Annotated in this window: 11 protein-coding genes and 2 riboswitches; of the genes, 10 read left to right on the top strand and 1 reads right to left on the bottom strand. The window is 72.1% G+C overall.

From position 1 onward, the window contains the following. Positions 1-9: 9 nt before the first annotated feature. The 9 genes from VF092_03225 to VF092_03185 all read left to right on the top strand — a co-directional run bounded on the left by VF092_03225 (position 10) and on the right by VF092_03185 (position 11,674). Complete coding sequence (locus VF092_03225; protein HEX6746302.1) at positions 10-1,197, top strand: MFS transporter; 1,188 nt, start codon at positions 10-12, stop codon at positions 1,195-1,197. Continuing rightward, on the top strand, positions 1,194-2,114 hold the full coding sequence (locus tag VF092_03220) for an LD-carboxypeptidase (protein ID HEX6746301.1): 921 nt from the start codon (positions 1,194-1,196) through the stop codon (positions 2,112-2,114). The genes VF092_03225 and VF092_03220 overlap by 4 nt, the downstream gene beginning before the upstream one ends. 256 nt (positions 2,115-2,370) lie before the next feature. Next, entirely contained in the window at positions 2,371-3,093 is a 723-nt protein-coding gene (locus VF092_03215) for a hypothetical protein (GenBank protein ID HEX6746300.1), read from the top strand. A gap of 2 nt (positions 3,094-3,095) precedes the next feature. Then, complete coding sequence (locus VF092_03210; GenBank protein ID HEX6746299.1) at positions 3,096-3,662, top strand: cob(I)yrinic acid a,c-diamide adenosyltransferase; 567 nt, start codon at positions 3,096-3,098, stop codon at positions 3,660-3,662. A gap of 182 nt (positions 3,663-3,844) precedes the next feature. Further along, the gene (locus tag VF092_03205; GenBank protein ID HEX6746298.1) at positions 3,845-4,264 is read left to right on the top strand and encodes a BrxA/BrxB family bacilliredoxin; all 420 of its coding nucleotides are present in this window, start codon (positions 3,845-3,847) and stop codon (positions 4,262-4,264) included. Positions 4,265-4,806: 542 nt separating this feature from the next. Continuing rightward, positions 4,807-5,826: a multicopper oxidase domain-containing protein gene (locus tag VF092_03200; GenBank protein ID HEX6746297.1), complete on the top strand. Its 1,020-nt coding sequence runs from the start codon at positions 4,807-4,809 to the stop codon at positions 5,824-5,826. Positions 5,827-6,737: 911 nt separating this feature from the next. Then, positions 6,738-6,829: riboswitch (cyclic di-GMP riboswitch) on the top strand. A 181-nt stretch (positions 6,830-7,010) separates the two neighbouring features. Next, positions 7,011-8,042 (top strand): hypothetical protein, encoded by a 1,032-nt coding sequence (locus VF092_03195; GenBank protein ID HEX6746296.1) that lies wholly within the window; start codon positions 7,011-7,013, stop codon positions 8,040-8,042. 7 nt (positions 8,043-8,049) lie between these two features. Next, entirely contained in the window at positions 8,050-9,339 is a 1,290-nt protein-coding gene (locus VF092_03190; protein HEX6746295.1) for a DUF5723 family protein, read from the top strand. Positions 9,340-9,820: 481 nt separating this feature from the next. Further along, complete coding sequence (locus tag VF092_03185) at positions 9,821-11,674, top strand: long-chain fatty acid--CoA ligase (protein HEX6746294.1); 1,854 nt, start codon at positions 9,821-9,823, stop codon at positions 11,672-11,674. Between the two features lie 93 nt (positions 11,675-11,767). On the opposite strand, the gene VF092_03180 is transcribed toward VF092_03185, so the two are convergent. Further along, positions 11,768-12,478: an MOSC N-terminal beta barrel domain-containing protein gene (locus VF092_03180; GenBank protein HEX6746293.1), complete on the bottom strand. Its 711-nt coding sequence runs from the start codon at positions 12,476-12,478 to the stop codon at positions 11,768-11,770. Positions 12,479-12,529: 51 nt separating this feature from the next. Next, positions 12,530-12,609: riboswitch (S-adenosyl-L-homocysteine riboswitch) on the bottom strand. 202 nt (positions 12,610-12,811) lie between these two features. Between VF092_03180 and VF092_03175 the strand changes: the two genes are divergently transcribed. Continuing rightward, entirely contained in the window at positions 12,812-13,666 is an 855-nt protein-coding gene (locus tag VF092_03175) for a phosphatase PAP2 family protein (GenBank protein HEX6746292.1), read from the top strand. The last annotated feature ends 151 nt before the right edge of the window (positions 13,667-13,817 follow it).

The following is a 13,817-nucleotide window of genomic DNA, read 5'->3' as shown; positions in this document are numbered from 1 at the left end:
GGTGCCGACGTGCGTCCCCCGGCCGCGGGGAAGTCGCCGCTGGGGATCGTCTTCCTCACCGTGTTCCTGGACCTGGTGGGGTTCGGGATCGTCATCCCCCTTCTTCCGCTATACGCGCAGCGCTTCGGCGCCGGGCCGGTCACGGTCACCTGGCTGCTGGCCGTGTACTCGCTGATGCAGTTCCTCTTCGCGCCGATGTGGGGGCGGATCTCGGATCGCGTCGGCCGGCGGCCCGTGCTCCTGCTCGGCCTCTTCGGCTCCGCGGCGACGTACCTCGCGTTCGGCCTCGCGGGATCGCTCCCGGTGCTCTTCGCGGCGCGCGCGGCCAACGGGCTGGCGGGCGCGAACATCGGCGTGGCGCAGGCGTACGTGGCCGACGTCACCGGGCCGGAGGAGCGCGCTCGGGGGATGGGGATCATCGGCGCGGCGTTCGGCCTCGGCTTCATCATCGGCCCCGCGGTGGGCGGGATGATGTCGCGCTGGGGATTCGCGGCGCCGTTCCTGGCCGCCGCCGCGGTGACACTGGCGAACGCGCTGCTCGCCGTCGTCCTGCTCCCCGAATCGCTTCCGCCCGAGCGGCGGCAGGCGCACCCGCGCGGCTTCGGGTTGGGCGACCGCCTGCGCGCGCTGGTGGGGCGGGGGATGCCCGGCCGGCTGCGCGCGCTCTACGCGGCCGGCTTCCTCGTCACCCTGGCCATCGCAGCCATGGAGGCCACCTTCAGCCTGTGGGCCGACGCGCGCTGGCACTTCACCCGCCACGGCATCGCCTACGTGTTCGCGTTCATCGGCATCGTCTCCGCGCTGGCGCAGGGCGCGCTCGTCGGCCGCGTCGTCAAGCGGACGGGAGAGACGAGGACGGCGCTGCTGGGGATCGCGCTGATCGCGGCGGGGCTTGCGGCGACGGCGCTCGCGCCGGGGCTGGCGCTGCTCCTGGCCGCGCTCGCGCTGGTGGCGCTGGGGCAGGGGATGGCGTCGCCGTCGATGTCGTCGCTGATCTCGCACCAGGGCGGCGCGGGCGAGCAGGGGCGGCTGCTGGGGATCTACCAGTCGCTCTCGGCGCTCGGGCGCGTGGCGGGGCCGATGCTGGGCGGCGTGGCGCTGGCGCACGTGGGGCTCGCCGCGCCGTGGCTCGCCGCGTCGGGGATCGCCGTCGCCGCGGGCGCGGTGCTGCTGGCGCTCGCGGGAGGCGCGGCGTGATCCGGCCGCCCGCCCTGCGGCCCGGTGCGCGCATCGCCCTGGTGGCGCCCGCGGGGCCGCTGGCGGAGGGCGCCGTCGACCGCGCGGAGGAACGCCTGCGGGGATGGGGATTCGAGCCCGTCGTCGGCCGTTGCGCGCGGGACCGCCACGGCTACCTCTCCGCGCCCGATGCGCAGCGCGTGGACGACCTGAACGACGCGCTGCGCGACGATTCGGTCGACGCGATCTGGTGCCTGCGCGGTGGCTACGGGGTGATGCGCATCCTCGACGCCATCGACTGGCGCGCGCTGGCGGCCCGCCCGCGCCCGGTGATCGGCTTCAGCGACAACACCGCGCTGCACCTGGGCATCCAGCGGCTGGGGATCGTCTCCTTCCACGGCCCGCATCCGGCGACGCAGACGCTGACCGCGTTCTCGGAAGATGGATTGCTCCGCGCGCTCACGGTCGCCGAGCCTGCGGGCGTGCTCCCGTTCCCCGACGGCGCCGCGCGCGCGGAGACGCTGGTGCCCGGCGCGGCGGAGGGGCGGCTGGTCGGCGGCAACCTGGCGCTCGTCGCCGCGACGCTGGGGACGCCGTACGCCATCCGCGCGGAGGGCGCGATCCTCTTCCTCGAGGAGGTCGGGGAGCACATGTACCGCCTGGACCGCCTCCTCACGCAGCTGCGGCTCGCGGGCGTGCTGGACGGCGTCGCGGGGATCGCGCTGGGTGGCATCACCGAGATCCCCGACGCGGACGAACCCGGCGTCCCCGCGCTCGTGGACGTGCTGCGCGACCGCCTGGGGGAGATGGGCGTGCCTGTGGCGTACGGATTCCCCTTCGGCCACGTCGACGAGAGCTGGACGCTCCCCGAAGGCGTCCGCGCGCGGCTGGACGCGGATGCGGGCACGCTGGAGCTGCTGGAGCCGGCGGTGAGTTGAGCGAGGGGTTGAGATCTGTCCCGTCCAATGGTGATTGCGCGGCCGCGGGCAGGCCCCCTCCCCCGGCCCCTCCCCCGCTGCGCAGGGGAGGGGAGAACTGCGGCTAGGAGCGCGACTTGGGTCGTGGCCGCGCTGTTGTTCGCATTTAGCGCGAGATGTGTCCGGGCTACCTCTCCCGGTACGGGAGAGGTCGCGAGCCTAAGCGAGCCGGAGAGGGCGCGATGCCGGAGCGGCGAAATATTGGAGCATGCTGTAGATGACAGTCTCATCCCCACCCCGCATCGCCATCGGCCTCGAAGAGGGGGCGGACGGGCATCTGTGGGCGCACCCGCTGGAGCCGGCGGGATGCGCGGGCGCCGGCCCGTCGCCTGCCGACGCCGTGGCCGAGTTCGAGCGCGACCTGGTGGAGTGGCTGCGCTTCCTGGCCTCGGTCGGCGAGCCCGTCCCGCCGCTCGAGGCGGAGGTGGAGCTCGCGGTCGACGAATGGATCGAGACCGACGCGCGCGCCGGCGCCGGCGAGAGCGCCGCGCTCTTCGCCGCCGACCTGCGGCCGCTCACCGACGACGAGCTGCGGCGCGGCGTGCGGCTGCTGGGCGACCTGCGCGGGACGCTGCTCGCGCGCATCCGCGCCATCCCCCGCCGCGAGGTGGAGGCCGCGCTCGACACCCCCGCCGAGGGCGGCTGGACGGTGCGGCAGGTGCTGGAGGAGCTGGCCCGCGCGCAGTGGTGGACGCTCGGCCGCCTGGGCGCGTCGCCGATGGCGGAGACGCCGGATTCCGCCATCGGGCGGCTGGACACGGCGATGGCGCTGGTCGTTCAGCACCTGGGCCATCTCGATCCCGAGCGCCGCGGCACCCGCATCGAGCTCGACGGCGAGGAGTGGACGCCGCGCAAGGTGCTGCGGCGCCTGCTCTGGCTCGAGTGGACGCTCGGCCGCGCCGCGGGAGCCGCGCTCGACAACCGGACCGCATCCCCATGACGATGAAGATCTACACGAAGACCGGCGACCGCGGCGAGACGGGGTTGTTCGGCGGCGGCCGTGTGCCCAAGGACCACGTGCGCGTGGACGCCTACGGCGAGGTCGACGAGCTGAACTCCACGCTCGGCCTCGTCGTGCTGCACCTGGAGGCGGCGGGGCTGGGGGATTTCGGGCTGCGGCAGGTGCAGGCGGACCTGTTCACCCTCGGCGCCAACCTGGCCACCCCCGCGCCCGAGGACGGAGGCCGCGAGAACGCCTACATCCCCGCGCTGCACGCCGCGCGGATCGAGGAGCTGGAGCGCGCCATCGACGCCGCGGAGGGCGAGCTGGAGCCGCTCAACAGCTTCATCCTCCCCGGCGGCTCGCCGGCGGGCGCGGCGCTGCACCTCGCGCGCACCGTCTGCCGGCGGGCGGAGCGCCGCGTGGTCGCCCTCTCGCACGAGGCCACGGTCCGCGCGGAGTACATCATGTACCTCAACCGGCTCTCCGACCTGCTGTTCACGCTCGCGCGCCTCGCCAACCGCCGCTCCGGCGTCCTCGACACGCCGTGGGTGCCGAACGCGCGGTGACCGAGTGCGGGAGTGCGTGAGTGCGGGCGGATCCTTGGCGCCAGCGGTCACTGGAGACGACAGAATTCGCGTCCAGTGTCCACGGGTGTACGCGCCTTGCGGGGGAGCTTAGATTGGGTATGGTACAGCAGTGAACCAATCGGCCACGGGCCGATGCGAGCAACATAACCGGAGGTGGACGGATGCCTTACGACGAGCGGTTCATCACCCCGATGCGGCAGGAGCTGACGCGGCTGGGCGTGCAGGAGCTGAAGACCGCGGACGAGGTCGATGCCGAGCTGGCCGACGCCAGGGAGCCCACGCTGCTGGTGGTGAACAGCATGTGCGGCTGCGCGGCCCGCAACGCGCGCCCGGGGATCGCCATGGCGCTGCAGCAGGCGCAGAAGAAGCCGGCCAGGATGACGACGGTGTTCGCCGGGCAGGACCTGGAGGCCACCGCGCGCGCCCGCGAGTACATCCACGGCTATCCGCCCTCGTCCCCCTCCATCGCGCTGCTGAAGGACGGCGACGTGGCCTACATGATGGAGCGCCACCAGATCGAGGGCCGCACCGCCGACGCCATCGCCCGCGACCTCGTCGGCGCGTTCGAGCAGTACTGCTAAGACGGCGACAAATCCATCCGGATCGCCCACGCGCCCCGCGGCCAGCCAGTCGCGGGGCGCGTTTGCGTCGTGCGATCAAGATCGTGTGGACATCGTGTCGTGCGGACATCGCGTCGTGTGGACAATGCGACTGAAGTCGCGGCTACAACTACACACAGTCCGCCTTCGCGGACTTCGCTTCGGTGCAGTCGACGCACCGGTGCTCGGGGTCGCGCCAATGGTGGCGGGCTACCTCTCCCGGTACGGGAGAGGTGGCGAGCCCCAGCGAGCCGGAGAGGGCGCAAAGCCGCGTCCCGCGCGAAATCCCAATCCCCACGCGTCTTGAGGTCTTTCCGCTCCCACGCACAGCGCGTCAGGAAAATCTCGATCCCGTCGGCACCCATACGATAGGGCGTCTCACTACCGGCGACGTATCCGCACCCATCCAAATCACTACGCACGTTTCCGGGTCCCGCTGACGGATGGGCGCCCTCTGGACCGCCATCTTCAGGGCAGCAAGAACGCGGGCGACAAGGCGCCCGCCTGAACCCGGGGAGACGACGATGAACGCGAACAGGATCGGAATGGCGGCGGTGGCGGGCGCGCTGGCGATGGGGCTCGGCGGGTGGGCGATGGCCTCGAACGGCGGCAAGGCGGTGGAGCGCGTGGACTTCGGCGTCACCCGCACGGCCACGGCGCCCGCGTACGACGCCCGGGTGCGGCCCGCGACGGACGCGCCGGTGAAGGAGTTCCGCATCCCCATCACCGACGACACGGTGGAGATCGCGGACGGCGTGAAGTACGAAGGGTGGACGTTCGGCGGCACCGTGCCCGGCCCGGTTATCCGCGTCACCGAGGGCGACCTGGTGCGCGTGGAGCTGGTCAACCGGTCGAAGATCCCGCACTCGATCGACTTCCACGCCGCGCGCATCCCCATGAACGAGGCGTTCAAGACGATCATGCCGGGGCAGGTGATCCGCTTCCAGTTCCGCGCCGACGACCCGGGCGTGTTCATGGTGCACTGCGGCACGCCGCCGGTCCTGCTGCACATCATGCAGGGGATGTATCTCCCCATCATCGTCGACCCGAAGGACGGGTGGGGGACGAAGGCGGACAAGGAGTTCGTGCTGGTGCAGAGCGAGTTCTACGCGAAGCCGAGCCACCTCTCGCACGGCGCGATGGAGCCCGACTTCGAGGCGGCCAAGCAGCAGCAGGCCAGCTACGTGGTGTTCAACGGCCGCGCCGGGCAGTACCAGAAGGCGCCGCTCAAGGCCGACGTGGGCGACCGGGTGCGCATCTTCGTGGTGAACGCCGGGCCCAGCGAGAACAGCGACTTCCATATCGTCGGCGCCATCTTCGACCGGGTGTATCCCGACGGCAACCCGGCCAACCGGCTGGAGCACGTGCAGACCTGGGGGATCCCGGCGGGCGGCGGCGCGGTGTTCGAGACGGTGTTCGACGAGGGTCGCAGCGGCGAGGGGATGTACGCCTTCGTGACCCACTCCTTCGCCGACGCCAGCAAGGGCGCCGTGGGGATGATCCAGGTGGGCAACCCGCACGTCGCCGGCCCGATGGGCCACTGAGCGGGACGGATCGGCAGATGAAGAAGCGCCCCGCGGCGAGCCGGCCGCGGGGCGCTTCTTCATTGTGGTGCTGTAGATACGATGCGACTGAAGTCGCGGCTACAACAACACGCAGTCCGCCTTCGCGGACTACATCGGCGCGGCGGCCACACCGGTGCCGGCGAGATGCGCAGAGGGTGGCGGGCTACCTCTCCCGGTACGGGCCCCGGTACGGGAGAGGTGGCGAGCCTGGGCGAGCCGGAGAGGGCGAGATGCGGCGGCCCGCGCGAAATCCCGGTCGACGATGTACCAAAATCTCCCGTTCTCCGATTCCGTGGTCAGATGCGATCGCCCGCGCGCGTTCAACTACGGCGCGCGGGGATCAGCGACCCGCCGCCGCGAGTCTTCGCATGGTGCCGTCCCCGCCCCGATGCATGGGGCGGGGACGTCGTCTTTTGCTCGCGCAAATTGCGGGTGACGGTGCGGTCTGCAAGCGGCGGCGGTGATGCACGGGGACCGTCATCTTCGCTGAAATCCAGCAGTCGCGCGGAATCGGGCGGGATCGGTGCGTCCGGAACGGAAATTCCTTTCGCTCACGGCGACGTCAGCACGCGTCGAAGGTTCCCACTCACCTGTCGCAACGTCGCCGTGGTGCCGAACATCGCGGCTTGCGGCGTGACCGGCCCGTCCCGCCCCGGGAGCACGGGGGAGCAGGCGCCAGCCCGCTCCCCCGTGCTCGTGTTTGGCGTCCGCGGCATCCCCGCAAATCGCCCGTGCGGGTGCGGATTGCAAGCGGGGTGGAAACATATGATCTAATCCCATCCCCAGAAAACCCAAGCAGTTGCGCGGCATCCGCCGGTGCGGGCGCCTCGGAACGGATATTTCCTTGCGCGGATGGTGAGTTCCGGCGACGCGCCCATTCGTCGCCTGCCAGTGATGGACGGCAAACCCGCCGAAAGGCGGCGACGCAAAGCTACGAGGCTACCGCGGTCCCCGGCCCCGCCACGCCAGTCGAGCCGTACACCCACGAGACGCGAGCAGATATCTCCGTCGCCCCGCTCAGGCGACTTCGGAAGGCAGACAGCCGAACACCGCCCTCCCGCCCACGCGCGGGAGCCAAGGGTTCAGAGGCCGCAGCGGGACGTGCACGGGCGCCCGCCACGCCGGTCCAGCCCCGAGACCCAGTTGGAAGACGTAATCCTCAGATGAAGCACGCATCGTTCGCCGCCCTGGCGGCCTTCTGCACCCTGCTGGCCGCCTGCGAGCGCGGGCAGCAGCTCCCCTTCGAGCAGTCCGGCGACCCCGTCACCCGCACCGTGGGCGACCAGGGCGCCACCGTCAGCACCCCCGCGGGCGCGTCGGTGGCCATCCCCGCCGGCGCGGTGAGCGCGGGAACGCAGGTCACCCTCACCCCGACCGTGGCCCCGGCCACCACCGCCAGCGGCAGCGCGGCGGGGACCAACGCCTTCCGCCTCGAGCCCGCCGGCCTGGCGCTGGCGAAGGCGGCGGACGTCGACCTCACCATCCATCGCGGCGAGGGCGCCTGGCTGGCCTCCGTCGTGGTCCAGACGCCCAGCGGCCTCGTCGAGAGCGGCGACGGCGGGATCGATCTCGCGACGGGCGTGCTGCGCGGCCAGATCGCCTCGCTCGGCACCGTGCAGGCGGTGATCCCCGAGGCGGCCGCCGTCCTCCGCGCGCAGCCGCTGGGCACCGCCGTCTCCCCGGTCCGCGCCCCGTCGTTCGAGACCACCACCGCGCCGACGCGCTCGCTGAAGGGCGACTGCGGCGCGCCGGGGAAGCGCTGCACCGGCCTCGCCGTCGAGGTCAGCCGCAACCTGCTGGAGCTGGTCGACACCGCGGCGGTCGTCTATCCCCGTCTCTCCGGCGAAATCCGCATCAATGGCGCGGCGGCGTCGGGCGAGCTGGTGATGGAGGCGCCGGTGCGCGTGCGCCTGCAGTCGCGCGCCAACGCCGCCACCGTCCCCGTGCGCATCACCGCCGCGGCCACGGCGCAGACGGTGGTTACCGAGACGGCCGGCCGCGTCACGCTGACGAACATGAAGGTGACGGGCGAGAGCGGCTCGACGAAGGGCACGACCACGTACACGCTCACCGTCGATTACAGCGGCGCGCAGGCGTGGATCCGCCTGAGCCACGATTTCGAGACGACGGTCGCGAACGGGAACCGCGAGCCGGTGACGGTGGCCGCGCAGATCCCGCTGGCGCGGGGCGAGTGAGGCGGAAATGACACGAATCACCGCATCTCGCGCGCTGGCCGCCGCCGCGCTCGCCGTCGCAGCGCCGGCGGCCGCGCAGGCGCCGGTCACCGCGCGCTCGCTGGGGATGGCGGGGAGCTACGTCGCCGACGCGCGCGGCGTGGACGCGCTCTTCTTCAACCCCGCCAACCTGGGGCTGGGGGGCACGCCCACCTGGTCCGTCTCCATCCCCCAGCTGGCCGTGGGGACGCGCTTCGTGGGGACGAGCCTGGGCGAGCTGCCGTCGTTCATGCACTTCAACCGCTGGTCGCAGGGCGAGAAGGACGCGTTCCTGGGCGGCATCCCCGACGAGGGGGCGAACGCGCGCGTGGGGGTGACGCTTCCCATCGCCGCCGTGCAGTACCGGCGCGTGGCCGTCGGTGTGAGCTACGTCGCCCGCTACGAGGAGAATGTCGGCCGCGACGTGATGGACCTGCTGGTGAACGGCTACCAGGCGGGGCGCACCGACTACGCGGTGGGGAACACCGGCGGCCGCAACGCCAGCTGGCTGGACTTCAGCGCCGGCACCGGCCGCCGCTTCGGCAAGGTGAGCGTGGGCGTGGCCGGGCACTACGTGATCGGCCGCGCGATGGCGCAGAACCGCCTGTTCGAGCCGGAGTTCGACGTGGAGGCGGAGGACCTGAGCGCCGAGCTGCGCGAGGTCTCCGTGCGCGGCGGCTACGGCTGGGGCGTGGACGTCGGCGTCGCCGCGCAGCCGCGCGAGCGGCTGACGGTGAGCGCCGCGGTCAGCAACGCGCTGTCGGGGATGAAGTGGTCGGACGACTTCCGCACCAAGTCGATCACCCTGACGCGGAGCGACTTCGGGAAGAACGCCGCCGAGGCCGCGCTGACCCGCTTCGACGAGAGCGAGACGGCGGTCGATCCCACCGCCGTGCCGGTGACCGTCTACGAGACGGCGGCCGGGCTGTATGACCGCGCCTGGCTGCCGCCCACGCTGCGGCTGGGCGCCGCGTACGCGCTCCCGGGCGAGCGGACGCGGGTGAGCGCGTCGTACCAGGGCGCGCTGGACGAGGGCGCGCTGGCGGGGGGATGGCGGCGCCAGCTCTCCGCCGGAGTGGAGCACCGGCTCGGTCTGGTCTCCGTCCGCGCGGGCGCGGGGACGGACGCGGGCGGCGCGTGGATGGCGGCCGGCGGCGCGTCCGTCGGACCCGTGCAATTGGGCGTCGCGCGCACCAGCGAGCCCGCGGGAAGCGCGCGGGCGTCGGGATGGACGCTCTCCTTCGGCCTCACCGCACGCGACCTCACCGTGATACCCTGACGCCGCGGGGCCCTCACCCGAAAAAACGAGCCGTGACGGCAGTACCGTCACGGCTCGTTTTTTCGAAACTCTCCCATAACCGACTGGGAGAGGTGATAACTCAGCTCACACCGATGATTCTGTTCTCCCCTCCCCTGCGGAGCGGGGGATGGGCCGGGGGGAGGGGGCCACCCCGCGGCCGCGCGAATCTCCGCCGCCCGCGCTGGCGTCCTCGCCCCTACCCCTCCCGGTACGGGAGGGGTGGCGAGCCTAGGCGAGCCGGGGAGGGCGCGATGCGGTGTCGCGCCGCCAACTCTTCCCCGCGCTGAGGTCTCCCCCTCCCCCAGTCGGTTTTGGGGGAGGGGCCGGGGGAGAGGGCCGGCCCCCGCCTTGTGCGCCGCGCGGCGATTCCGGCATATTCGCGGGACGCGCCACCGCGGCGGCGAAACCGCATCCGCGGCAGTCGAGCGAACGTCCGTCCATCCCACCCGACACGGCCGCCATGCCCAGGACCGCCACCGCGCTGAAGGCCCGCAACCAGCCCGTTCCGCTCGCGCCCGTGGAGCGCGACACCCTGCTCAAGCTCTTCCTGGGCGCGGTGGACCGCTACGGCCGGCCCGACGCCATGCAGCACAAGGCCGGCGGTGCGTGGCGCACCATCTCGCACCACGAGCTGGAGGCGCGCGTCGCCCGGCTGGCCGCGGGGCTGGCCGACGCGGGCGTCGGCGCGGGCGACCGCGTGGCCATCCTCTCCGAGAACCGCCCCGAGTGGATGATGGCCGACTTCGCGGTGCTCGGCATCGGCGGCGTCGACGTCCCCCTCTATCCCACCCTGCCGGCGAACCAGGCCGCGTACATCCTCAAGGACTGCGGCGCGAAGGCCGTCTTCGTCTCCACCGCGGCGCAGCTGGCCAAGGTGCAGGAGATCCGCGGCGACCTTCCCGACCTCCGCCTGGTCGTGTCGTTCGACGACCCCGCGGGCGCGGAGGGCGTGCGGCGGTTCGACGAGGTGATGGACGCGGGGCAGCGCTCGATCGACGCGGGCCGCTTCACCCCCGGCTACCGCGAGCGCGCCGCGCAGGTCACCCGCGACGACGTGGCCACGCTCATCTACACCTCGGGGACCACGGGCGCGCCCAAGGGGGTGATGCTGACGCACTGGAATCTCTGCTCGAACGTCGCCGCCTGCCGCCAGCACGACGTGCTCGACCCCCAGCCGGGCGACGTGGCCCTCTCCTTCCTCCCGCTCTCGCACGTCTTCGAGCGGATGGTGGACTACTGGTACTTCGATTCGGGGATCGGCATCGCCTACGCCGAGTCGATCGAGAAGGTGGCCGACAACCTGGGCGAGGTGCGTCCCACCGTGGCCGTCTCCGTCCCCCGCGTGTTCGAGAAGATCTACGCCAAGGTGATGGGCGCCACGGGGGTGAAGAAGGCGATCGTCGGCTGGGCGCGGAAGACGGGCGAGGCGGTGGTCGACGCGCGGCTGGCGGGGCGCGAGCCCGGCGGCGCGCTGGCGTTCCAGCACCGCCTCGCGGACAGGCTGGTCTTCTCCAAGCTGCGCGCGCGGACGGGCGGGCGGCTGCGCACCTTCATCTCCGGCGGCGCGCCGCTGGCGCCGGGGATCGCCAAGTTCTTCTGGGCCGCCGGGCTCCCCATCTACGAGGGCTACGGGCTGACCGAGACGTCGCCGGTGATCGCCGTCAACAAGCCGGCGAAGTGGAGGATCGGGACGGTCGGACCCATCGTCCCCGGCGTGGAGGCGGCGATCGACGAGGAGGGCGAGATCCTTACCCGCGGGCCGCACGTGATGAAGGGGTACTGGAACAACCCGGATGCGACGGCCGAGGTGATCGACGACGACGGCTGGTTCCACACCGGCGACATCGGCGAGCTGCAGGACGGCTTCCTGCGCATCACCGACCGGCTGAAGAATATCATCGTCACGGCCGGCGGGAAGAACGTGGCCCCCGCGCCGATGGAGAACCTGGCGGCGATGTCGCCCTTCGTGGCGCAGGTGGTGATGATCGGCGACCGGCGCGCCTTCCCCAGCCTCCTCGTGGTCCCCGACTACGAGCACCTGGACGCGTGGGCCGCCGCGCAGGGGATCGCCACGGGCGACCACGCGGCGCTGGCGCGCGAGCCGAAGGTGCGCGAGCTGTTCGAGCGCGAGACGCTGGGGCGGCTGACCGGGTTCGCGCGCTACGAGGTGCCCAAGAAGGTGCTGGTGATCCCCGACGAGTTCACCATCGACAACGGCCTGCTGACCCCCAAGCTCAGCATCAAGCGCCACCTGGTCGAGAAGAAGTACGCCGACGAGATCGAGGCGCTCTACGCCGGCCACTCGGCGGATTGAGGGAGGTCGAGACGGCCGTTGGGGACGGGCGGCGCGACCGGTCACCCCGGGCGCGCCGCCCGTCCTTTTCCGTCCAGGACTCTGCGCTGCCGGTCAGCCTTCGATCACCACCGCGTCGCCGACGGATACGCGGCCGGGGTGCACCGTCGTTCCGTACACGCCCAGGCACGCCTGGCGCTGTTGGGCGACGGTCCGCAGCACGGCCGCGTTCCGCTCGGTGGTGGCGGGATCGACGTTGATCACCACGCACCGCTCGTCGCGCTTGTCCACGCGCATGCGGAGGCTGCCCACCTCCAGCACGGCGCCGACCCACGCATCTTCCGCGAACGGCTCACCGCCGGCCGCTTCCACGAGCAGGTTCGGGCGAAAGCGCAGCGGGTCGAGCGGCGCACCGACCATCCCGCCCAGCGCCCGCACCGTCTGCGTGGTGATGAGCGACAGGGGAAAGGTGTCGAAGATCCCGCGGCTCTGCCGCATCACGCGCGCGCCGTGGCCCAGCTCCTCCGCGAGCGCCGGATCGGTCACGTCCAGCTCGGCGCCCGACGGGGTGCGGACCAGGGTGGTGCACGCGTCCGGCCGATCGGGATCGGCCAGCCTGGGCCGGTAGCCCCACATCCGCGGGTTCTCGCGGAGGGTGAGCCACGGAAACCCGCTGCGCGCCATCCCCTCACGGACGAACGCCCACCGCCGGTCTCCCTCCAGGCCGTGCCAGCCGACGTCGGCCCGTTCCAGCGCCTCGGCCGCCATCGACTTCACCGGATAGCGCCACAGGCCGGCGACGCGGCCCACCTCACGCGCGGGCATGGCGCACCTCCCGCTCCATCTCCAGATACGACACAGGGCACCCTCCTCGAGATGAAGAGGGCGCCCTTGCGTTCATCGGCCGGCTGCCGAGCGTGGCGGACCCGTGGTCCGTCGCAGCGCCCCTCGGCACCGGCTGCGCCGCGCGTGCGGCGCTGTTCCGGCAAACCTGGCCGCGGCCGTGAAGGCTGTCAATCCGCACCTAGAGATTCGCGCGTGACCCGCGAGAGCTTTCCGAACGTCCGGCCGCTGCCTGCGCGTCGCGGCAACTTCTTTGCGTAGCGTCAGATACCTGATGTCGGTCCCCACCGCCGGCGTTGCGGGCGACGGCAGGAGATGGAGACTCGAGTCGAGGTGGGGGCGATGATGATCGATCGATGGATGGCGGCGCTCGCGGCGGCCTGGCTCGCGGCGGCGCCCGCCGCCGCGCAGAAGCTGGATGCGCCCGACACGGCCGCGCACCGCTCGGCGCGGCTGTTCACGCGGCGCGACCTGTACATCGCGGGCGGCTTCGCGGCGGGCGCGCTGGTGATGGCGCCGCTCGACCGCTCGCTGGCCAACGCGCTGCAGGACTCGTCGGTGCAGGCCAACCAGATCCTGGAGCACAGCGCCACCGGCGTGCGGGTGCTGGGGATGCCCGGCTCGATGATCATCTCCGGCGGGATGTTCGCGGCGGGGCGGGCGCTGAAGTGGCCGCGCATGACGGACATCGGGCTGCACACCTTCGAATCCATCGTCCTGGCCGAGGGCATCACCTTCACGGCCAAGGGCTTCGCGGGGCGCGCGCGGCCGTTCGTGCGGCCGGACAACCCGGTGGACTACGCCTTCTCGCGCGGCTTCAGCGACGACGACCACCAGTCCATGCCCAGCGGCCACACCAGCGCCGCCTTCGCCGCCGCGTCGGCGGCGACGAGCGAGGTGGGATACTGGTGGCCCAAGCGGAAGACGCTGGCGGCGGTCACGCTGTACACGGCGGCGGGGCTGGTGGGCGTCTCGCGGATGTACAACAACCGCCACTGGGCGAGCGACGTGGTGGTCGGCGCGGGCGTCGGCGCGTTCAGCGGCTGGAAGGTCGTCGGCTACACGCACGCGCACCCCGACAACCCGTTCGACCGCGTCCTCCTCGGCACCCGCGTCACCCCCGCGGGCAACGGCGGGATGGCGATCACGTGGTCGTCGCAGGCGCACTGATCGCCGTCTCATACGAAATCCGGGAATTTGGTTGATGCACCCCGATCGGTTCCACGATGACGTCATCCTGAGGCCGGCCAGACTGTAATCAGCGTCTGCGCAAGTGGTTGCAGGCCGAAGGATCTATCATCGCGGCAGCACGAGATTCGGG

This window comes from Longimicrobium sp. (genome assembly GCA_036377595.1).
Lineage (GTDB): Bacteria > Gemmatimonadota > Gemmatimonadetes > Longimicrobiales > Longimicrobiaceae > Longimicrobium.
This window is presented reverse-complemented; position numbering and strand designations above follow the sequence as displayed.

Coding starts and splice junctions, on each gene's coding strand:
- VF092_03215 (HEX6746300.1), top strand. CDS start 2,371: ATGACAGTCTCATCCCCACCCCGCATCGCCATCGGCCTCGAAGAGGGG.
- VF092_03210 (HEX6746299.1), top strand. CDS start 3,096: ATGAAGATCTACACGAAGACCGGCGACCGCGGCGAGACGGGGTTGTTC.
- VF092_03205 (HEX6746298.1), top strand. CDS start 3,845: ATGCCTTACGACGAGCGGTTCATCACCCCGATGCGGCAGGAGCTGACG.
- VF092_03200 (HEX6746297.1), top strand. CDS start 4,807: ATGAACGCGAACAGGATCGGAATGGCGGCGGTGGCGGGCGCGCTGGCG.
- VF092_03195 (HEX6746296.1), top strand. CDS start 7,011: ATGAAGCACGCATCGTTCGCCGCCCTGGCGGCCTTCTGCACCCTGCTG.
- VF092_03190 (HEX6746295.1), top strand. CDS start 8,050: ATGACACGAATCACCGCATCTCGCGCGCTGGCCGCCGCCGCGCTCGCC.
- VF092_03185 (HEX6746294.1), top strand. CDS start 9,821: ATGCCCAGGACCGCCACCGCGCTGAAGGCCCGCAACCAGCCCGTTCCG.
- VF092_03180 (HEX6746293.1), bottom strand. CDS start 12,478: ATGCCCGCGCGTGAGGTGGGCCGCGTCGCCGGCCTGTGGCGCTATCCG.
- VF092_03175 (HEX6746292.1), top strand. CDS start 12,812: ATGGAGACTCGAGTCGAGGTGGGGGCGATGATGATCGATCGATGGATG.